The organism is Brevibacterium sp. MGP-B1 (assembly GCF_057766545.1).
In genome coordinates this window covers 2,984,606-3,003,956 of sequence record NZ_CM173407.1, presented here as the reverse complement: position 1 = coordinate 3,003,956, position 19,351 = coordinate 2,984,606, and the positions used below count along the sequence as shown (strand labels likewise).

General features: G+C 65.0%; 17 protein-coding genes. 10 read left to right on the top strand and 7 right to left on the bottom strand.

All coding sequences use genetic code 11. The annotated features are described in order from the left end of the window. Positions 1-234 precede the first annotated feature (234 nt). The 6 genes from AC3CD9_RS13730 to AC3CD9_RS13705 all read left to right on the top strand — a co-directional run bounded on the left by AC3CD9_RS13730 (position 235) and on the right by AC3CD9_RS13705 (position 6,763). The gene (locus tag AC3CD9_RS13730; protein ID WP_488364436.1) at positions 235-1,521 is read left to right on the top strand and encodes a trans-sulfuration enzyme family protein; all 1,287 of its coding nucleotides are present in this window, start codon (positions 235-237) and stop codon (positions 1,519-1,521) included. Positions 1,522-1,797: 276 nt separating this feature from the next. Continuing rightward, positions 1,798-3,735, top strand: coding sequence for a sensor histidine kinase (locus AC3CD9_RS13725; protein ID WP_488364435.1), 1,938 nt, complete (start codon positions 1,798-1,800; stop codon positions 3,733-3,735). Then, the gene (locus AC3CD9_RS13720; RefSeq protein WP_139909223.1) at positions 3,723-4,367 is read left to right on the top strand and encodes a response regulator transcription factor; all 645 of its coding nucleotides are present in this window, start codon (positions 3,723-3,725) and stop codon (positions 4,365-4,367) included. The genes AC3CD9_RS13725 and AC3CD9_RS13720 overlap by 13 nt, the downstream gene beginning before the upstream one ends. A gap of 1 nt (position 4,368) precedes the next feature. Further along, positions 4,369-5,304, top strand: a complete 936-nt coding sequence (locus AC3CD9_RS13715) for a DUF4097 family beta strand repeat-containing protein (RefSeq protein WP_488364434.1) — start codon at positions 4,369-4,371, stop codon at positions 5,302-5,304. 68 nt (positions 5,305-5,372) lie between these two features. Further along, a complete protein-coding gene (locus AC3CD9_RS13710; RefSeq protein ID WP_488364433.1) occupies positions 5,373-6,122 on the top strand; it encodes an SDR family oxidoreductase in 750 nt (249 codons plus the stop codon). 101 nt (positions 6,123-6,223) lie between these two features. Beyond that, complete coding sequence (locus AC3CD9_RS13705; RefSeq protein WP_259357258.1) at positions 6,224-6,763, top strand: DUF421 domain-containing protein; 540 nt, start codon at positions 6,224-6,226, stop codon at positions 6,761-6,763. 3 nt (positions 6,764-6,766) lie between these two features. Here AC3CD9_RS13705 and AC3CD9_RS13700 read toward each other — a convergent pair whose 3' ends face one another. After that, positions 6,767-7,777, bottom strand: coding sequence for an amidohydrolase family protein (locus tag AC3CD9_RS13700; RefSeq protein ID WP_488364432.1), 1,011 nt, complete (start codon positions 7,775-7,777; stop codon positions 6,767-6,769). A gap of 69 nt (positions 7,778-7,846) precedes the next feature. Here AC3CD9_RS13700 and AC3CD9_RS13695 point away from each other — a divergent pair, with 69 nt between their 5' ends. Then, positions 7,847-8,689, top strand: a complete 843-nt coding sequence (locus tag AC3CD9_RS13695) for a ribonuclease FAU-1 family protein (protein ID WP_488364431.1) — start codon at positions 7,847-7,849, stop codon at positions 8,687-8,689. Positions 8,690-8,764: 75 nt separating this feature from the next. Continuing rightward, positions 8,765-9,787: an NADP-dependent oxidoreductase gene (locus AC3CD9_RS13690; RefSeq protein ID WP_488364430.1), complete on the top strand. Its 1,023-nt coding sequence runs from the start codon at positions 8,765-8,767 to the stop codon at positions 9,785-9,787. A 96-nt stretch (positions 9,788-9,883) separates the two neighbouring features. Here the strand turns inward: AC3CD9_RS13690 and AC3CD9_RS13685 are convergent, their stop codons facing one another. From AC3CD9_RS13685 to AC3CD9_RS13665, 5 genes are all read right to left on the bottom strand, one after another. After that, the gene (locus AC3CD9_RS13685; protein ID WP_488364429.1) at positions 9,884-11,338 is read right to left on the bottom strand and encodes a rhamnulokinase; all 1,455 of its coding nucleotides are present in this window, start codon (positions 11,336-11,338) and stop codon (positions 9,884-9,886) included. A gap of 29 nt (positions 11,339-11,367) precedes the next feature. Beyond that, positions 11,368-13,404: a bifunctional aldolase/short-chain dehydrogenase gene (locus AC3CD9_RS13680; protein WP_488364428.1), complete on the bottom strand. Its 2,037-nt coding sequence runs from the start codon at positions 13,402-13,404 to the stop codon at positions 11,368-11,370. Between the two features lie 103 nt (positions 13,405-13,507). After that, on the bottom strand, positions 13,508-14,677 hold the full coding sequence (gene rhaI, locus AC3CD9_RS13675) for an L-rhamnose isomerase (protein ID WP_488364427.1): 1,170 nt from the start codon (positions 14,675-14,677) through the stop codon (positions 13,508-13,510). 84 nt (positions 14,678-14,761) lie between these two features. Further along, the gene (locus AC3CD9_RS13670; RefSeq protein ID WP_488364425.1) at positions 14,762-15,115 is read right to left on the bottom strand and encodes an L-rhamnose mutarotase; all 354 of its coding nucleotides are present in this window, start codon (positions 15,113-15,115) and stop codon (positions 14,762-14,764) included. Position 15,116: 1 nt separating this feature from the next. Beyond that, positions 15,117-16,478, bottom strand: a complete 1,362-nt coding sequence (locus AC3CD9_RS13665; protein WP_488364424.1) for an MFS transporter — start codon at positions 16,476-16,478, stop codon at positions 15,117-15,119. A 317-nt stretch (positions 16,479-16,795) separates the two neighbouring features. On the opposite strand from AC3CD9_RS13665, the gene AC3CD9_RS13660 reads away from it, so the two are divergent. Continuing rightward, a complete protein-coding gene (locus tag AC3CD9_RS13660; protein ID WP_488364423.1) occupies positions 16,796-17,803 on the top strand; it encodes a LacI family DNA-binding transcriptional regulator in 1,008 nt (335 codons plus the stop codon). A 7-nt stretch (positions 17,804-17,810) separates the two neighbouring features. On the opposite strand, the gene AC3CD9_RS13655 is transcribed toward AC3CD9_RS13660, so the two are convergent. Next, the gene (locus AC3CD9_RS13655) at positions 17,811-18,812 is read right to left on the bottom strand and encodes an asparaginase (RefSeq protein WP_488364422.1); all 1,002 of its coding nucleotides are present in this window, start codon (positions 18,810-18,812) and stop codon (positions 17,811-17,813) included. 53 nt (positions 18,813-18,865) lie between these two features. On the opposite strand from AC3CD9_RS13655, the gene AC3CD9_RS13650 reads away from it, so the two are divergent. Further along, the gene (locus AC3CD9_RS13650; RefSeq protein WP_488364421.1) at positions 18,866-19,300 is read left to right on the top strand and encodes an MmcQ/YjbR family DNA-binding protein; all 435 of its coding nucleotides are present in this window, start codon (positions 18,866-18,868) and stop codon (positions 19,298-19,300) included. Positions 19,301-19,351 lie beyond the last annotated feature (51 nt).

Sequence of the window (19,351 nt, the reverse complement as noted above, 5' to 3'; positions counted from 1 at the left end):
GTCACAGAGAGCTGCCACGGTGGGAACGAACGACGATCACGTCGCGTGCGTACGAGTCGGCGGATCGCCTCGGCGAGGGATGCCGACCTTCTACGTCGAAAAATGACATTCATCGACGACATATGACGCGACGTGACCATCCGAGACGGCGCGTTCGCGCGAGCGCATCTGGGGCACTCACACTGAATCACACCGCAGATGCAGCGGTGCCCATCAGTGAAGGAAGGATCCGCCGTGAGTTCACCCCGTTTCGAACCCACCACACCCGCCGGAATCTCGACCCGATCGGTGCACTCGGGAGCCATGCCCGAGGCGCACACCGGTTCGGTCGTGGCCCCGATCTTCCAGACCTCCACCTTCATGATGGACACCCCGGGAGAGACCCGCGCCGGCTTCGACTACGCGCGCACGGGCACGCCGAACCGCAGCGACCTCGAGCAGGCGCTGTGCGAATTGGAAGGCGCGTCGTTCGCCGCGGCCGTCAACTCGGGAACCTCCGCCGAGGTGGCCGTGTTCTCTTCTCTGCTGCGTCCCGGTGACGAGGTCATCCTGCCCCGCGACGTCTACGGCGGGACCTTCCGGCTCCTGCAGAACGAGTACGTCCGCTGGGGCGTGGTCATCCGCACCGTCGACCTCACCGACACCGCGGCGCTCGCCGCCGCCATCAACGACAACACCGCGATCATCTGGGTCGAGACCCCGAGCAACCCCGGGCTCGACATCATCGATATCGCCGAGGCGGCCCGCCTCGCCCACCGAGCGAACGCGCTCCTGGCCGTGGACTCCACCTTCGCGACTCCGGTGCTCCAGCGTCCGCTCGAGCTCGGCGCCGATATCGTCGTCCACTCGACGACGAAGTTCATCAACGGGCACTCCGATGTCATCGGCGGGGCGGTCCTCACCGGTGACGGGACGAGCTGTCCCCGCGCCGCCGAGGTGGTCGACCGTCTCGAAGGCCACCTCGCGTCCGTCGGGCTGGGCATCTCCCCGTTCGACGCGTGGCTGACCAGGCGCGGGATCAAGACCCTGCCGGTGCGGATGAAAGCGCACTGTGCCAACGCGCAGGCGGTGGCCGAATGGCTCGAGACCCGCGACGAGGTGGCCGAAGTGATCTACCCGGGCCTGCCCTCGCACCCGGGGCACGAGGTGGCGAAGCGGCAGATGAGTGGGTTCGGAGGAGTGGTGTCCCTGCGCACCGACACCGAGGAGCGGGCGCTGTCCCTGGTGGCGAACACGAAGCTCGTCACTCTGGCCGAATCGCTCGGAGGAGTCGAGTCCCTCATCGACCACCCGGCGACGATGACGCACCTGTCCGTGGCCGGCAGCGAGGTGAGCGTCTCCGGCAGGTTCATCCGGCTGTCCGTCGGGATCGAAGACGTCGAAGACATCCTCGCCGATCTTGCGCAGGCGCTCGACGCCACGTCCGGTGATGCGGGCGCGAGTCCTGCCGACGGAGCCGCACATACCGCTTCTGCGGGACAGCGCCACGTCTCGTCTCGAGCGGCTGCGGTCCCCGTATAGCCGACGGCATCACGTACCGGGAGCGACACTTCCTCCCGGTGCTTCGGCGTCCCTCACCCTTCGCTGCACACCACCGCGTTGCAGCGAGGTGATTCGTCGCGAAGGGTGAGGGATGCTCAGACACGTCGCGCGCAGAGACGCGGCTGATGCGGTCCGGGGCTCCAGCGTCCACCTGGAGATCCAGTGGGGCCGGTCACAGGGTGTCGGGAAAACCCGACGTGGGGTCGGAGGTCTTCGTGCTGTTCGCGAGCCCGCGGCTCCCGTAGCGTATTTGCTATGAGTGAGAAGACCCCCGAGAACCCGCAGGATCAGGAGCCGCTCGGCCCCGATCCGCAGGAGCCTCAACCCCCACAGCGCAAAGAGTCAATCAGCGCCGAAGCGATCGTCAATGCACCGCCGACCACCGAAGTCGACGCAGCAGCCGTCGACGAACCGACCGCTCGCGAAGCAGGAGAGTTCCGGACGAAACCCGTCGACCTCGACGTGCCGTTCGCGACGGGCTCGACCCGAGTGATGGGGGCCGGTGACCAGGCCCAGCGTCCTGACCACCCGCCGATGAATCCCACGAGGCCGGTCACCTACACCCATCCGACGGCTCCTGCGAGGCCGGGCCCCCGCACCCATCCCTCGGCTCAGGCCGCATCATCCGGGTACGCGCCTTCGAGCAACCCGAACTACCCCACCGGCCGCGCCCCTCAACCCGGACCGCGCCCAGCACCACAACCCAGCCCGCAGTTCGGCGGGCACACTCCGCACGCACAACCCGCGCCGCATGCGCAGCCCATGCCGCATGCACAGTCCGCTCCGCACGCACAGCCCATGCCGATGGCACAGCCGATGCCACGCCCGCGGCCGCCTCGGCGGATGAAGCCCAAACGTGACCCCGTTGCCTACGCCCCGGTCACCGGCTCACTGCCGCTGAGCCGGGACGAGGTCACCGAGATCCCCGCCGACGGACCCATCACCTGGCCCAAACGCCCGACTGGAATCATCGGCGTCGCGAACCTCGTGCTCTCCGCCGTCCTCGCCCTGATCTGGGCGTGGATCCCGCTGGGTCTGCTGTTCACCGGAATCGGCGGCATCTTCGCCCTCGGGCTCGGCGTCCTCGCTCTCCTCGTCTGGGTCCTCGTCCAGCAGGGCGCGAACAATGCCGAACGCTACCGGGCCGAACTCATCTACTCCGATAAGATCCCCGTCCCGAAGATCGAAAGCAGCAATCGCGATCCCGGCATGGGCCGCTTCCTCCACAATCGCTGGCTGCAGGTGAAATCCGGTGCCTTCTGGCGCTCGACCGCCCACCACTACATCAAGATGCTCCTCGGCCTGATCGTCGTCGCCGGCACCATTGCGGCAATCTGCGGTTCCATCTTCGGCATCTTCGCGGCCATCAACCCCCATGGAGTCAACACCTTCTTCATCGGCGAAACCATCGACGGACCGGCCCGCATCGGTGTGGCCATCGGCTCCGTCATCGTCCTCGCCAGCTCCCTGGCCATCCTGTGGTTCGCCCCGCTGCTCGATCGCGCCCTCGACCGGGCGCTGCTCGCACCGGCCCGCACCGTGGCGCTGCAGGCCGAAGTCACCGAACTCGACCGGGCCCGCATGGCAGGCCTCGAGGCGGCCGCGGCGGAACGTCTGCGCATCGAACGCGACCTCCACGACGGAGCCCAGCCCCGCCTCGTCGCTCTGACCATGACCTTGGGCATGGCGAAGTCGAAGATCGACTCCGATCCGGAGAAGGCGAAGGAACTCGTGGCCGAAGCCCATACCGAAGCCAAGGGCATCGTCAACGAACTCCGCCAGTTGGCCCGCGGAATCCACCCCGCCGTCCTCACCGACCGCGGACTCGACGCCGCCGTCTCCGCCCTGGCCGGACGGTCGACGATCCCCGTCGACGTCGATGTCCGCCTCGAAGGTCGGATCGGGCGCGAAGCCGAGGCCGTGTCCTACTTCGTCGTCGCCGAATGCCTGACGAACATCGCCAAGCACTCCGGCGCCACCCGGGCGAGCGTGTTCATCGCCCCGACCGAGACCGGTGTGCAGATCGTCGTCACCGACAACGGCCACGGCGGTGCACGTGTCGACCGCACCGGGCGTCACACCGGGATCGCCGGTCTCATCGACCGGGTCGAAGCCGCTCGTGGCACACTGAACCTGACCAGCCCCGCAGGTGGGCCAACGACTGTAGTTGTGGAGGTGCCATGCGCATCGTAATCGCTGAAGACTCTGCCGTCCTGCGGGCCGGACTCGAAAGGCTGCTCGCCGACGCCGGACATGAGGTCATCGCCGCCGTGCCCGACGCCAACGAACTCCTCGCAGTCGTCCACAACGATCCGCCGGACCTCGCAGTCATCGACGTGCGCATGCCCCCGACGTTCACCGACGAAGGCATCCGCGCCGCCGTACTCATCCGCAAGCAGAACCCGGACGTCAAGGTCCTCGTGTTCAGCCAGTACGTGGAGGAGCAGTACGCGTCCGAACTCATCGCCGAGAACACCGGCGGCTTCGGCTACCTGCTCAAAGACCGTGTCGCCGACGTCGAAGACTTCCTCACCGCCGTCGACGAGGTCGCAGGCGGCGGCACCGTTCTCGACCCGGAGGTCGTGTCCCAGATCCTCGTGCGCACGCGCAAGAAGGACGGACTCTCGACCCTGAGCCCCCGCGAGATCGAAGTCCTCCAGCTCATGGCCGAAGGCAAGTCCAACGCCGCGATCGCCGGCACCCTCTACCTCAGTGCCGGTGCCGTAGAAAAGCACATCTCCTCGGTGTTCACGAAGTTCGGCCTCACCGCCGACACCTCGGAGAACCGCCGAGTCCTCGCCGTCCTCACATTCCTCGGAGCCTAGAATGCCTGCCACAGTGCGCATCAGCGAATCCGCTCGCGTCGGTCTGCGCGCGGTCCTGATCATCCTCGCCGCCGTCGTCCTCCTCGTCCCCGTCATCGTCAGCACCGCCCAAGGTGCTTCCCGCCTCGACTACGGGCGGATCGAATCGTCCGAACCGCTGCCGAAGGCGATGAAGGAACTCAAGATCGGCCTCGACTCCGGTGGTGCCGTCGAGATCAAGACCGCCGACGTCGCCGAGGCGACCGTGAAGCTCACCGGCACAGGTCCCCGTGACAGCTCCGCGAACCTTGAGGTCGACAGTCGAGCCGATACCGCCGAGGTGGCCGTGAAGAACGGCGGAAAACTCGAGAACACCCGGTTGACCGTCACCATCCCGACCAGTGAGGCGAAAGACCTTGCGCTGGACTTCGACGGCAACTACGGCCGTTTCGATGTCACCGGTGACTTCGCCGAGATCAACGCCGACACCGGCGGTGGAACCGCGAACGTGACCGGTTCGGCTGAGAAGGTGCGGACCACGAGCGATTGGGGTGCCACCTACCTGGACGGTGACTTCGGGACGGTGTCGGCCAAGACCGGGGTCGGTGCCATCGAAGGCGAGAACCTCACCGTCAGCGACCGCATCGACGTGGTCAGTTCGACGGGAACCGTCGACCTCGACTTCACCAATCAGGCGATGCCCACCGGCGGAATCATCGCGAAGACAGAAGAGGGCTCGATCGACATGCGAGTGCCGAATCTCAAGCTCACCTCAGAAGAGCTGGATAAGGACTTCTTCTACCGGATCAACGCGAAGTCCAATGACGGCACCGTCGACCTCGCCTCCGATCTGAAGAAGTACGACGTGGCGGACGACCCGAAGGAAGCCAAGGGCAAGATCCTCGTTCCGATCTCGGCCACAGCCGATACTGGTACCGTCACAGTCAACCAGAACTGAGAAACGACCGGCGCACGGGCGGGCTCGACTTCGGGCCCGCCCGTGCTTCGTCTGAGGGGCCGACGATCATGCAGATCACCGTCTATGGAGCCACCGGAACCTTCGGCGCGCAGTTGGTGCCCCAGCTGCGCGAACGCGGACACACTGTTATCGCCGCTCACCGCGGGAGCGGGGTCGACACGGTGACCGGGCAGGGAGTCGCCGAGGCGGCGGAAGGCAGCGACGTCCTCGTTGATTGCGTCAACCAGCTGACGACGAACGCCCAGAAGGCGATTGACTTCTTCTCACGCAGCTCCCGTTCGATCGCCGAGGCTGCTGCTGAGAGGCTCGGCACCTCCGTGGCCGTCCTGTCGATTGCGTTCCGCCCCGAGGCAGCCGAGTCGCGGCTGATGGGCTACTACCAGGGCAAAGCCATGCAGGAGCGCATCTTTCGCCGGCTCATCCCGGAGGAGCAGCTGCTGATGTTCCGGTCGGCTCAGTGGTTCGAACTCGTCGACACGATGACGATCAAGGCCGGGCCGCTGCGCTTCGTGCCGAAGATGCGCGTGCGGGCCCTGGCAGTCACCGAGGCGGCCCGCATGATGGCCGAAGCCATCGACGCGCGCGAGCGGGGCACCATCGAGGTCGCCGGTCCTGAGATCAGCGACTTCGCTGAGATCGCCCGCCGACTTGCCGAGGCACGTGCCCGGAAAGCCGGGACCAGGCGTTCGAAGATCGTGGGCATTCCCCTGCCCGGACCGATGGCCCGCGACGGACTCATCCCACCGTCACCGAGGATGTCCGACGTGACCGTCGACGAATGGCTGCGCTCGGTCTGAGGCCCAGACGAGGCGTTGAACCGGGTGCGAGGCACTGAACTTCAGGCGCAATGCAGAGCCCCGATTCCGGGGCAGGCGTATCATCCGTTCCGGAGGTTGTCATGGATTGGATGGAATACGGGCTCAACTGGGTCGACGCAGTCAGGATCGTCGTCTCATGCGTGGCCTTCTACTTCGGGATCATTCTGCTCTTGCGCATCTTCGGCCAGCGCACTCTGGCGAGCCTGTCGAGCTTCGACGTGGCCGCGATCATCGCGATGGGAGCGATCATCGGGCGGTCCATCCTCGGCGATACCCCGACCCTGGCGGCCGGAATCCTGGGTCTGGCGACCCTGCTGATCCTGCAGGCGCTCAGCGGATTCGGCCGACGCTTCGGGTTCGTGCGTAGCGTCGTCAACTCCCCGGCGGTGGTGCTCATGGCCGGTCGTGAGATCCTCACGGACAACCTGTCGAAGAGCCACGTCGACCACGACGAACTCATCGCCAAACTGCGATCTGCCGGCATCCGCAACCGCGATGAGGTGGCGTGCGTGATCCTCGAATCGACCGGTCAGATCAGCGTCATCCGACGCGGTGCACCTATCGCCGAGGAGATGCTCACCGGGGTCGTCGGCGCCGACCGAGTGCCCCGCGACGGCTGAGACTCAGCCGAGCCCGAGCACCTTCGCGCCGTTGGTCCACAGCACCGAGCGCATCCAATCATCGCCGAGACCCAGCCCTGCCAGTCCGGAGATCTGATCGACATAGGGATAGGGGATGTTCGGGAAATCAGAGCCGAGGATGACCTTGTCCTCAAGCCTGGCCAGTCGTTCGCGGTAGGCGGGGATCACCTCGGCGGGGGTGGAGAAATACCCGGACGCGAACATCGTCGTATCGAGATAGACGTTGTCGAAGCTCTCGGCGAGATCGGCGAACTCATCGTACTCGGGCATTCCCATATGGGCGATGACGAACTTCAACTGCGGGAACTTGGCCAGGACGTTCGCCACAGCCTGCGGCCCGGTGTACGTGCCCGGCAGGGGAGCGGATCCGGCGTGGATGACGATCGGCACTCGGGCCTCTTCGAGTGCCTTCCACGCAGGGTCGAGGACCTCGTCGTCGGGAGAGAACACACCGACCTGAACGTGGACCTTGAACAGCTTCGCCCCGGCGGCAAGCGTGGCCGGGACGTAATCGGCCGATTCGGGTTCGGCATAGAGGGTGCCGCAGTGGATGACATCGTCGTGGGCGGCGGCGAACTCGGCGTTCCATTCATTCAGCCACGCGGCCATTCCGGGTTTGTGCGGGTAGGTCAGGGCCGGGATTGCGCGCAGGCCGAGCTCGCGGACGATATCCAGACGAGTGTCCGTATCGTACCGGTAGGTGATCGGCCAGTCGCGGCCGTAGTTGTCCGAGGCGTTGTCGAAGTACTCCCACACCTTGTCGAGCACGTTCTGCGGAAGGAAGTGGACATGGATGTCGGCGAGTCCGGGCAGGCCGAGGGCGCGGACGTAGTCGGGCACCTCGGCATCGGTGCGTGGGGGAGCAGTCATCGTGTCCGGGACCTCGAAAGTCCGACCGATCGTCGTCCCCGGGGCGGGGTTCGCGGTCGGGAGAGTGGGTGCGGTCTGGGCGGCCGAGGGAGTCTGAGTCGCTGCGTCATCGGAGTCGTTCATGGCCCCACTCTATGACCTCGCCGCCCAGGTCTTCAGCGCTCGCCCATGCCCGACGCATAGACTGCCCGCATGAGCCTGCGCGATCCATTCACGATCCCCACTCCGTCCCAGGTCAGACCCGTGGGGAAGGCGCCGTACTGGACTCCGGGACAGACCGTGACCTGGACGTTCCGGCGTTTCGATTTTGACCGCGACCTCGCCGAGGTGGCCCGCCCGATGCGTGTCATCGCCGACGGGCCGTCCGGTTCTGTTCTGTGGTTGGCAGGGGGTACGCCGACGCAGGAGACCCGCATCGTCGGGTGGGAAGACACGAACGCCCACGATGTGCCGTTGAAGGCACGGTTTCGTCCCATCGCCGAGGCGCCGACGAGGATCAACGTCGAGGGCACGTGGCAGGGTCGTGGAGTGCTCAAGATCGTCCCGCCCGAAGCTCCGTTCTCCGTATGGGTGCTGCTCAAAGATGCTGGGGATGATGTCGATCGTCCAGAGTCCGGAGGCGTGCGGGTCGAGTGGTACATCAATCTTGAGACCACGCACCGCCGCAGCGATGATGCGCTGTTCACCAGCGATCACATCCTCGATATCACCTTCCCGATCGCCTCTATGCCACTGCATACCGAGGACGGCCGGCTCGATCCGACCGGTGCCGTGTTCAAGGACGTCGACGAACTCGCCGCGGCGGCGAACTTTGGCGCGTGGCCGAAGGAATGGTCGGAGATCATCCGGGACAATGGCAGCCATCTGCTCAACCACCTCGGCGATTTCGGGTGGGCCCTCGATCCCGATTGGGAGACGGTGGCTCGCGATCTGGTGGGGAAGGCTCGACTGGGTGCCGCCTCGGTGTCAGAAAAATCGTTCGATCAGGAACATCGGGCGATCCCGAATGGTTGTTATGACCGACAGCATCGGTGATCGTCGCGGATGCGCCTGTCACCTCAATGAAGCACACAAGTGAAGAATGATCTGCTGCTGAAAGGAACCGTCTCCATGACGACCAACCATCGGATTCGCCTGAACTCGCGCCCCGTGGGCGCTCCCACTGCAGAGAACTACCTGCTCGACGAGGTGCCTGTGCCGACCCCGGGCGAGGGGCAGGTGCTGCTGCGCACCCTCTACCTCTCGCTCGATCCGTACATGCGCGGTCGCATGTCGGACGCGAAGTCCTACGCCAAGCCCGTCGAGGTCGGCGATGTCATGGTCGGCGCCACCGTGTCCGAGGTCGTCGAATCCAATGCCGAGGGCTTCGCCGCCGGTGAGATCGTGCTCGGCTACGGCGGTTGGCAGGAGTATTCGGTGGAGTCGACCGGACACCTGCGCAAGATCGACCCGGAGCTCGCCCCGATCTCCACCCACCTCGGTGTGCTCGGCATGCCCGGGTTCACTGCGTATGCGGGCCTGCTCGAGATCGGTCAGCCCAAGGAGGGTGAGACCGTGGCCGTGGCCGCTGCGACCGGTCCCGTCGGATCCGTCGTCGGTCAGATCGCGAAGATCAAGGGAGCGACTGCCGTCGGCATCGCCGGCGGACCGGACAAGGTCGCTCACCTGCGAGAGCTCGGCTTCGACGTGGCACTTGACCACCGCACGGGGAACCTGCGGCAGGAGCTGAAGGAGGCGGTCCCGCAGGGCATCGACGTCTACTTTGAGAACGTCGGCGGGGAGGTCTTCGACGCTGTGCTGCCGCGGCTCAATACGTTCGCTCGCGTGCCCGTGTGCGGTCTCGTCGCCAACTACAACCTCACCTCGCTGCCCGAAGGGCCGGACCGTTCGGGAGCGCTCATGGGGAACATCCTGACGAAGTCGCTGCTCGTGCGCGGATTCATCCAGACCGAGTTCGCCGAGCGTCTGACCCCGCAGTTCCTTACGGACATGAGCGGCTGGCTCAAGGAGGGCAAGGTTCGCTTCCGCGAGGACATCCGTCCCGGTCTCGACAAGGCTCCCGAATACTTCAACGATCTGCTCACCGGCGGAAACTTCGGCAAGATGGTCGTCGCCGTGGGTGCCGAGAGCTGAGACTGTCAGTTCATCACTGAATCGGAAACGAGGAGGCGGCGTCGACCAGAATTGGTCGGCGCCGCCTCTTTCTTGCGTTGCGGTTCGTAACGCTGTTCAGTCAGGCAGGTATTCGGTGACGGCGAACGAGTTCCTCACGACCTGACGAAGCTCGTCCAAACTGCTGGTCGGATCGACCTGACCGACCGCTCGGGCCTGGATGAGCAGATTGCCGATCGCCGTCGCCTCGACGGGACCGGCGAGCACCTTCCGACCGGAGCGGTTCGCGGTGAGCTGGCAGAGCAGCGTGTTCTGCGAACCGCCGCCGACGATGTGGATCGTCTCCACACTCCGGCCCGTCAGCTTCTCGGCCTTTGCAATGGTCTGAGCATAAGCGGCAGCAAGCGATTCGAGGATGGACCTGACCACCTCGGCGCGGGTGTGCGGAGGGTCGATGCCGTGCTCACGGCACCAGTCGCGGATGCGGGTGGGCATGTCCCCGGGCGGGGTGAATCGGTCATCGGACGGGTCGAACACAGCCACAGGCGTCGTGATTGCGGCTGCCTCGGCGAGGAGGGTCTCGAGATCCGAGCTGCGCTGAGCGTCGGTGGCGTCGTGTTCCCACTGCCGCATCGATTCGCTGAGCAGCCACAGACCGGACACGTTCTTGAGGAACCGGATCGTTCCGTCGACTCCGCCTTCGTTCGTGAAGTTCGCTCGGCGCGCCTCTTCGGTCACGACCGGTTCGTCGATTTCGAGACCGACCAAGGACCAGGTGCCGCTGGAGATATAAGCAGAGCTCTGCCGTTCCATCGGCACGGCCACCACCGCAGAGGCGGTGTCATGGCTGCCCACGGCCGTGACCTGGATCGGGTCGGCCGCCCCGAGACGGGCAGCCACCGGTGCATTCAGTTCCCCGATGCTCTCGCCGGGGGAGATGAGGGCGGGCAGAAGATCGGCCGGCAGCCCGAGCCGTTCCATGAGATCGGCGTCCCAGTCTCCGTCGCGGATCGACAGCAGCCCAGTCGTCGAAGCATTCGTCAGCTCGGTGCGCATCTGCCCGGTCAGCCAGAAGCCGATGAGATCGGGAACGAGCAGTGCCGCCTCGGCGAGGTCGAGGAACCCGGATTCGGCTTCGACCGCGAACTGGAACACGGTGTTGAAATCAAGATGCTGCAACCCGTTGTGGGTGAAGAGCTCATCGGGGGCGACACGCTCGTGGACGAGCTCGACTCCACGAAGATTCCGTCCGTCCCGGTAGTGATGCGGAATCCCGAGCAATTCTCCGCCGCGGAGCAGCCCATAGTCGACGGCCCACGAGTCGATGCCGATGCTCACGAGTCCCGGACTTCTGAGGATGGCTTCCCGGAGGCCCGTGCTCAGTTCGGCGAAGAGCGACTGGATGTTCCAGTGCATTTTCTCGCGCAAGAGCTGCGGCACATTGGCGAACCGAGTCACGGGCTTCATCCGCAACACTCCATCGCTCACCCCGCCTAGGATGACGCGGCCGCTCGTGGCGCCGAGATCGACCGCGGCGAGAGTCAGGCCGACAGCGGAATCAGTGGTGTCCATTTGCGTGTGTTTCTCCGTTCGCACGTGGCTCAGCGCAGGAAGGCCGCGGCGACACCGGCGTCGACGGGTACGTGCAGGCCGGTCGTATGCGAGAAGTCGGAAGTGCACAGCGCGTAGACGGCGTTGGCCACATTCTCCGGAACGACCTCGCGGCCGAGAATGGTCCGCTGAGCATAGAACTTGCCCAGGTCCTTCTCCTCCACCCCATAGGTCTTCGCGCGCTGCGCACCCCAACCGCCGGCGAAGATTCCCGAACCGCGCACCACGCCGTCGGGGTTGATGCCGTTGACACGGATTCCGTGTTCGCCGAGTTCAGCCGCGAGCAGACGCACCTGATGAGCTTGATCGGCTTTCGTCGCCGAGTAGGCGATATTGTTCGGTCCGGCGAAGACGGAGTTCTTCGAGGAGATGTAGACGATGTCACCGCCGAGCCCTTGGTCGACGAGGATCCGGGCGGCATTCTTCGACACGAGGAACGACCCCTTGGCCATGACATTGTGCTGGAGGTCCCAATCGGCCTCGGTCGTGTCGAACAGCGACTTCGACAGGGACAGCCCGGCATTATTGACGATGAGGTCGAGACCGCCGAAGGCGAGCACCGCCTCATTCAAGGACGCCTGCACTCCGCCCTCATCGGAGACATCGGCGGCGACACCGATGGCGACATCGGTCGAGCCGAGCTCGGTCGCAACCTCCTGCGCCTTGGCCCGGTCGAGATCGGCGATGACGACGCACGCCCCCTCGGCGACGAGGCGAGTGGCGATCGCCTTGCCGATGCCGGACGCGGCACCGGTGACGAACGCGATGCGACCGGCCAGCGACTTGGGTGCAGGCCTGCGCTGCAGCTTGGCTTCCTCGAGGGCCCAGTATTCGATGCGGAACTTCTCCGCCTCGCTGATGGGAGCGTAGGTCGACAGCGCTTCGGCTCCGCGCATGACGTTGATGGCATTGACGTAGAACTCGCCAGCGACTCGCGCTGTCTGTTTGTCCGCGCCATAGGAGAACATGCCCACCCCCGGAACGAGGATGATCGCCGGATCAGCCCCGCGCATGGCGGGTGATTCAGCATCGGCGTGGCGGTCGTAATAGGCCGCATAATCGGCTCGGTAGGCCTCGTGCAGTGCCGGGAGTGCGGCGATGGTTTCTTCCACCGAGGTGGCCGCCGGCAGGTCGATGACCATCGGCTTCACCTTAGTGCGGAGGAAATGGTCCGGGCAGCTCGTGCCGAGTTCGGCCAGAGCGTTGAGCTTCTCCCCGGCGAGGAATTCGAGCACTGCCGGTTCATCGGTGAAGTGCCCGACCATCGTCTTGTCCGCCGAAGCGAGCCCGCGCAGGTGCGGAGCCAGGGCCGCGGCCTTGGCCCGCCGCTCATCGGCAGGCAGAGCCGCGAAGTCGGCGCGGCCCGCGCCGAAAGGCTCGGGACGGCCGTGTTCGGCGATATAGGCCGCCGCGGTGTCGATGATCCACCGTGAGTTGGCTTCGGATTCCGCCGAGGTGGCTCCCCACGCCGTGATCCCGTGACCTCCCAGGATGGTGCCGATGGCCTGCGGGTTCTCTGCCTTGATCGCTGCGATATCGAGGCCGAGCTGGAAACCGGGCCGACGCCACGGCACCCAGACGACCAAGCCGTCGAAGATCGTCTGTGTCAGTTCCTCACCGTCGGCCGCAGTGGCGATGGCGATTCCGGAATCCGGATGGAGGTGGTCGACGTGGGCGGCATCGACGAGTCCGTGCATGGCGGTGTCGATCGAGGGTGCGGCTCCGCCCTTGCCGTGCAGGGTGTAGTCGAAGGCCGCGACCATCTCGTCTTCGCGGTCGACACCGGGGTAGGTGTTCTCCATCGCCCGCAGCCGGTCGAGGCGGAGGACCGCGAGACCTTCGGGAGACAGCGTTCCGAGGTCTCCGCCGGAGCCTTTAACCCACATGAGTTCGACGTCTTCGCCGGTCACCGGGTCGACATCGGTGCCTTTGGCCGAGGTGTTGCCGCCGGCGTAGTTCGTATTGCGACGGTCGGCGCCGAGCGAATTCGAGCGGGTGATGAGTTCGTTGACGGTCGGATGGGTCATGGTTCTCCTCGAAAGAGATGGTGCGGGTGTCGAAGTGCGTGATGCAGCGAGGCGGGTCGAGACAGTGAGTGCCGCGATGTCGGTACGCCCACTGTCTCCGCGCTCAGGCGCCCCAGCCGGCTTGGGTGCCGCCGACGCGGTCGGCTGCGATCTGCTCCTGGTAGCCGGATTCGCGGAAGGCACGGATAGGGTCGGCCGGCAGTCCGCGGGAGACGCGCCAGTCAGCGAGGTCGCTGCGAACATCGGTGTAGAACGCATCCATGAAGATGTCGTTGGCGGTGATGACATCGCCTGTCCGCTGAGCCGCAGTGAGCGCCTCGGTGTCGATGAGGAGGGCTCGGGCGGTCATCTCCTGGACGTTGAGCACCGAGCGGATCTGTCCTTCGATCTTGTTCTCCACGTTGTGGCACTGGTCGAGCATGAACGCGATATCGGGACTGTTGAGGCCGCCTCCGCGAATCACTTCGTGGATGATGCGAAAGAGCTGGAATGGATCGGCGGCGCCGACCATGAGGTCGTCATCGGCGTAGAACCGGGAATTGAAGTCGAACGAGCCCAGCTTGCCCAGGCGCAGCAGCTGCATGACGATGAATTCGATGTTCGTGCCCGGAGCATGGTGGCCGGTGTCGAGGCAGACCAGCGCCTTGTCGCCGAGTGCTGCGACCTGGGTGTAGCTCGTACCCCAGTCGGGCACATCCGTGTGGTAGAACGAGGGCTCGAAGAACTTGTATTCGAGCACCATCCTCTGTTCCTCGCCGAGGCGGTCGTAGATCTGGGAAAGCGAATCGTGGAGGCGGTCCTGACGGTCCCGCATGTCCGCCTGACCCGGATAGTTCGATCCTTCGGCCAGCCAGATCTTGAGGTCCCTGGATCCCGTGCGATCCATGACGTCGATGCATTCGAGATGAGCGTCGATGGCCTTGGCGCGGATGCGCTCGTCCTCATGGGTGAGAGCACCGAACTTATAGTCGTCGTCCTGGAATGTGTTCGAGTTGACGGTGCCCAAACGCACCCCGAGTCCGGCGGCATGGGCAGCCAGCTCATCGAAATCGCAGAGGTCCCACGGAATGTGCAGGGCCACCTGTGGAGCGAGTCCGGTGAGTTCGTGGACCTTTGCAGCATCGGCGATCTTCTCGAACGGGTCCCGCGGTGTGCCCGGGGTGCCGAAGACCTTGAAGCGGGTGCCGGAGTTGCCGAACGCCCAGGAGGGCAGTTCGATCTCCTGTGCGGCGAGCTGATCGGTGATGTCGGCGAAGGTGGGGCGAGTGCTCATGGTCGGTGTTCCTTACTGTTGCGGTGGTGCTGGGTGCATTGTGGGGCTGAAGAATCAGCGGGGCGCTGGGAACCGATGCAGTGGTCAATCGGGGTGGACTGCCGCCCGGGTCGCGGTGAGCTGGTCTTCGAGATGGAAGACTTCGCGCAGCCGTTCAGGGCCGGCATCGAACGATCCTCCGGCAGCGAAGTACGGCGACATCGACTGCTGCCAAGCGGCGTTGATCTCGGTGAGCTCCATTCCCTTCTGCGCGGCTTCGTAGTCGTCTGTTTCGAGGTAACCGATGACCATGCCGGTCGGATCCGCGAAGAGCGAGTAGTTGCGCCAGCCCGTGGCTTCGAGAGCCTCGAGCATGTCCGGCCATACGGCTCGGTGGGCCGCGATGTACTCGTCGAGGCGGGCCGGATCGACCTGCATGCGGAAGCACACCCGCTCCATCTCAGCGTTCCTTGACTGCGGTGGAATCGGTCGAACCGGATGTTGCGGTTCCGTCGGTGCGGATATTGCCCGCGGCCACCTCGGTGGCGTGATCGGCATCGAGGAGTCGGCCGTAGCGTTCGATCTCGATCTCTTCGAGGGTCTTGTTCTGGGTGTTCGGGGCCCAGATCATGCCGATGAGCAGCGCGGCGACGAGAAGTCCGACGATGAGGAATCCGACTCCGTGGATGCCGGTCTTCTCGAGCATGAGCGGGAACCACAGGGACAGGACGCCGACCATGACGCGGACAATCATGAACATGAAGCCCTGGGCCGAGGCGCGGTAGCGGGTGGCGAAGAGCTCGGCCGCCCACAGTCCGTAGAAGGCCTGAGCGCCCAGTCCGGAGGAGATGCCCCAGCCGATGGCGAAGACGAGGAGGGAGAACCAACCGGCCGGTCCCCAGATGAGCACGGCCCAGGCGATGACGCCGAGTCCGGCGCCGAAGCCGTAGAGCCAGCGGCGGGAGACCTTGTCGCCGTAGCGCATGAAGCCGAAGAACGTTGCGGCGCTGGTCAGACCCCAGACGAGGACCTGCAGCAGGTACTGGGAGCGAGCATCGGTGAGCCCCGTGGCCTCGTAGATGCGGGGCTGGAAGATTCCGGCCTGACCGGCCACCGTGTTCCACAGACCATAGACGCCGATGAGGAAGAGGAGTGCTGTGATGTTCTTCTTCTTGGTGAACATCTCGAAGATTCCGCGGTAGGTGCCCACGGTGTTCGGGTTGGCCTGCTTCTCCGTCCAGCGACGCGATTCGCTCAGCCCGCGGCGGACCCACCAGGTGATGAAAGCGATGACGAAGAGGTGGGCGAAGATGATGCGGGAGCCGAGCAGGCCCATGGGTTCGAGCAGGGCTGCAAGGAGGAAGCCGATCATCGGCCCGATCGACCAGGCCAACTGGGCCACTCCGACGTGGCCGGCTCGACGGCCGTCGGGGGCCTCCTCGGCGATATAGGTCCAAGCGGCGGTGACACCGGCACCGACGGCGATGCCGGTGAGGACGAAGCCGATGAGCAGTGAGGCGAAGTTGAAGGCGAAGATGGCGAACAGGGTGCCGAACATGTACAGGAGCAGGTCGTAGGTGTAGATGAACTTCCGGCCGTAGCGGTCGCAGAGCGGTCCGCCGATGGCCGCTCCGATCGCGGCGCCGAAAGCGTTGGCGCTCAAAGCGGACAGCAGGCCGACGGCCATGCTGTCGAGGCCGAATTCGGTCTGCCACAGGCTGATGCTCGTGGCGATCGCGATGATCGAGCCGGCTTCGATGTAGTTCGACATAGCCACGGCGACCGTGGCCTTCCATTTGGACGACGTCGTTGTGTCCTTCATAGGTTCCTCCAGGATGGCTCGGTGATCGCGACTTCGCGAATCCGACGGGTTTGACGATGGTGACGGTGAAAGGTGTAAGTGTGAAAATCGATAGTATTGAAACGTTTCAATAGTGTTGCTCGGAACACTAGCATGTCGTTCAGGTCACATCAAGGCAGTTGTTGGCGGCTGTGTGGGTCGAGGAGGGCGCGACGGCCGGAGTGACGGTGCGTCAGGCACAATGAGACATGCCTGCCGACAATATTCCAGAGAGCCACGGTACTGATTGCGGGCACAGTGCGGACGGCTGAAGCAGTACGGATGACAAAGGGAGACCCATGGCGAAAGTGAGCATGCGCGAGGTCGCCGATCGCGCGGGAGTCTCGGTCGGCACGGTCTCCCACGTCGTCAACGGGTCGTCGAAGGTCGCCGAAGCGACGGCGCGGAAAGTCAATGAGGCAATCGAGGAACTTGGCTTCGTGCGCAATGCCGCCGCCAGGCAGCTGCGCTCGGGGCACAGCAACAGTCTCGGACTCGTCGTGCTCGATACGTCGAACCCTTTCTTCGCCTCTGTTGCGCATGGTGCCAGGCAGGCTTGTGACGAGGCCGGAATGGCGCTGCTCATCGGGGACTCCGGTACCGACGAACAGCGTGAGGGGAAGTACCTCGACCTCTTCGCCGAACAGCGAGTCAATGGTCTGCTCGTTACTCCGACCGCCTCGGATCTGTCGCGCCTCGAATCGATCGCGTCTCGGGGCACTCCCGTCATGCTCGTCGACCGTGACTCGAATGGCTACGGCCTGTCCTCGGTGACGGTGGACAATATCGCCGGAGGGCGGATGGCGCTCGACCACATCATTGCCGGAGGTTGCCGACGTCCGGCCTTCATCGGGGGACCGCAGTCGCTGCCGCAGGTCGCCGATCGCTTGGCCGGAGCTGCGGAGAGGGCGCATGAGTCCGGACTTGATCTGCCGGTGTACAGCACCCCGGAACTGACGATCCTGGCGGGGCGCGATGCGGGCGAGAAAGTCGTCGGTCTGCCGGCAGACCAGCGACCCGATGCGGTCTTCTGCGCCAATGATCTGCTGGCGGTCGGTTTCATGCAGGCCGTCATCATGTTCAGCGACCTGCGCATCCCTGATGGCATTGCGATCCTCGGCTATGACGACATCGACTATGCGTTCTCAACGATCGTGCCGCTGACATCGGTCAGGCAACCGGCCGCGCTGCTCGGACGGACAGCGGTGGAGACACTCCTGCAGGAGAACGCATCGGCGTCGGGCGATCATCACGATCGCCGGTTCACCCCGGAACTCGTGATTCGGGGGTCGACCCGACCGGTGTGAACCGGTGTCACGCGAAGTGAGCGAACACCTCTGCGGGGTCAAGGCCGAAGCTCAGTGCCAGATTGAGCACGATGCGGGCCTTGCGGGCATCGAGGATGCCAGCGGGAACGAGTCCCGCTTCGAGCAGGCCGATCTCTCCTCCCGGATAGCCGTAAGTGCGGCGCAGGCTCGCACCCGAACCGGTACGGGAAGCGAGGACGACCGGCATCACATCGGCAAGACGGGTCACCGCGGGCAGCAGCTCCTCGGGGACGTGGCCGCCGCCGACCCCGGAGAGCACGGCGCCGTCGAATCCGGAACCGGCGATGAGATCAACGGTCTCTTCCGGTTCGCCCATCCCCACCTCGGCGAGGGCGACCTTGCTCAGCTGAGACGGACGGGGAAGTCCGGCGAACGGTGATTTCGGAGGCTGGGGCGCGTGCGGGAGATGGAGATCGTCTTCGCTCAGCCATCCGATCGCGCCGAGGATGGGCCCGGAGGAGAACGCGGCCGTCGAGGTGGTGTGCGCCTTCGAAACGAACCTCGGATCGTGGACTTCGTCGTTGAACACAAGGGACGCAGGCAGGTTTCTGACCTGGTCGGACAGGGCAGTGAGCGCGGCGGCCCGGACATTCGCCGGCCCGTCGGCTCCGGGCAGGGTCGGATTGCGCATGGCCCCGGTGACAGCGATATGAGTGCTCGAGTCATTGAGCAGCCAGAGCCCGAACGCGGACTCTTCAAGAGTGTCGGTGCCTTGGGTGAGGACGATTCCATCGGCCCCGGACGTACGGGCGAGCTCGACGACGTCGAAGAGCATCTCGAGGGTGACATTCGCGCTCGAAACCTGAGCAACCTGAGTGAAATCGGCCTGCAGATCCGGCCAGACCTGATCGAGACCCGCGGCCGCAGCGATCTCCGCGCCGCTGAGCGCTGGAGCAACCCCACCTGCGGCATTGGCGGTCGACGCGATGGTCCCGCCGAGAGCGGCCAAGAGCAGGTGAGGGGCGGTGTGCGGTGAGGTCTCAGGCATGATTCGAGTCTAACGTCAGTTCCTACGTCAGTGGCCTTTGCTAGTCTCCACGCATGGACCCCGCCACCGTGCTCCGACTGTCCCACGACCAAGCCATGCAGTACCCCTCGGTCGAACTCGACCACCCGTTCGGACCGGACAATGCCGTGTACAAAGTGCGCGGGAAGATGTTCATGATGGCCTTCGAACTGCGCGGTATCCCCAGCCTCAACCTCAAGATCGATCCCCTCGACGGCGAAGTGCTGCGAGACGCCTATGCGGAGATCTCACCCGGCTATCACATGAACAAGAAGCACTGGATCACCGTCGCAGGGGAGGGAAGCGATGACGGCGGCGACCCCGGCGCCGCAGCGGTTGGCGTTCGTCTCGATCCCGATCTTCTCCACGACCTCGTGCTCGAGTCCTATTGTCTTGTCGTGGCCAAGATGCCCAAGAAGGACCGACCTGTTGACCCGGACACCTTCGGCGGGAGGAGCGACGGCCGTTGACCTCACTCGAGTCGCGAATTGGCGCGCACCCGCCCTGACGCAGAGAATAGT

What these genes read in the sequence shown, in the direction of transcription:
- AC3CD9_RS13665 (WP_488364424.1), bottom strand. Translation starts at nt 16,478, where the DNA reads ATGAAGGACACAACGACGTCGTCCAAATGGAAGGCCACGGTCGCCGTG.
- AC3CD9_RS13710 (WP_488364433.1), top strand. Translation starts at nt 5,373, where the DNA reads ATGCAGATCACCGTCTATGGAGCCACCGGAACCTTCGGCGCGCAGTTG.
- AC3CD9_RS13690 (WP_488364430.1), top strand. Translation starts at nt 8,765, where the DNA reads ATGACGACCAACCATCGGATTCGCCTGAACTCGCGCCCCGTGGGCGCT.
- AC3CD9_RS13660 (WP_488364423.1), top strand. Translation starts at nt 16,796, where the DNA reads ATGGCGAAAGTGAGCATGCGCGAGGTCGCCGATCGCGCGGGAGTCTCG.
- AC3CD9_RS13650 (WP_488364421.1), top strand. Translation starts at nt 18,866, where the DNA reads ATGGACCCCGCCACCGTGCTCCGACTGTCCCACGACCAAGCCATGCAG.
- AC3CD9_RS13655 (WP_488364422.1), bottom strand. Translation starts at nt 18,812, where the DNA reads ATGCCTGAGACCTCACCGCACACCGCCCCTCACCTGCTCTTGGCCGCT.
- AC3CD9_RS13685 (WP_488364429.1), bottom strand. Translation starts at nt 11,338, where the DNA reads ATGGACACCACTGATTCCGCTGTCGGCCTGACTCTCGCCGCGGTCGAT.
- rhaI (WP_488364427.1), bottom strand. Translation starts at nt 14,677, where the DNA reads ATGAGCACTCGCCCCACCTTCGCCGACATCACCGATCAGCTCGCCGCA.
- AC3CD9_RS13695 (WP_488364431.1), top strand. Translation starts at nt 7,847, where the DNA reads ATGAGCCTGCGCGATCCATTCACGATCCCCACTCCGTCCCAGGTCAGA.
- AC3CD9_RS13715 (WP_488364434.1), top strand. Translation starts at nt 4,369, where the DNA reads ATGCCTGCCACAGTGCGCATCAGCGAATCCGCTCGCGTCGGTCTGCGC.
- AC3CD9_RS13670 (WP_488364425.1), bottom strand. Translation starts at nt 15,115, where the DNA reads ATGGAGCGGGTGTGCTTCCGCATGCAGGTCGATCCGGCCCGCCTCGAC.
- AC3CD9_RS13720 (WP_139909223.1), top strand. Translation starts at nt 3,723, where the DNA reads ATGCGCATCGTAATCGCTGAAGACTCTGCCGTCCTGCGGGCCGGACTC.
- AC3CD9_RS13700 (WP_488364432.1), bottom strand. Translation starts at nt 7,777, where the DNA reads ATGAACGACTCCGATGACGCAGCGACTCAGACTCCCTCGGCCGCCCAG.
- AC3CD9_RS13680 (WP_488364428.1), bottom strand. Translation starts at nt 13,404, where the DNA reads ATGACCCATCCGACCGTCAACGAACTCATCACCCGCTCGAATTCGCTC.
- AC3CD9_RS13725 (WP_488364435.1), top strand. Translation starts at nt 1,798, where the DNA reads ATGAGTGAGAAGACCCCCGAGAACCCGCAGGATCAGGAGCCGCTCGGC.
- AC3CD9_RS13705 (WP_259357258.1), top strand. Translation starts at nt 6,224, where the DNA reads ATGGATTGGATGGAATACGGGCTCAACTGGGTCGACGCAGTCAGGATC.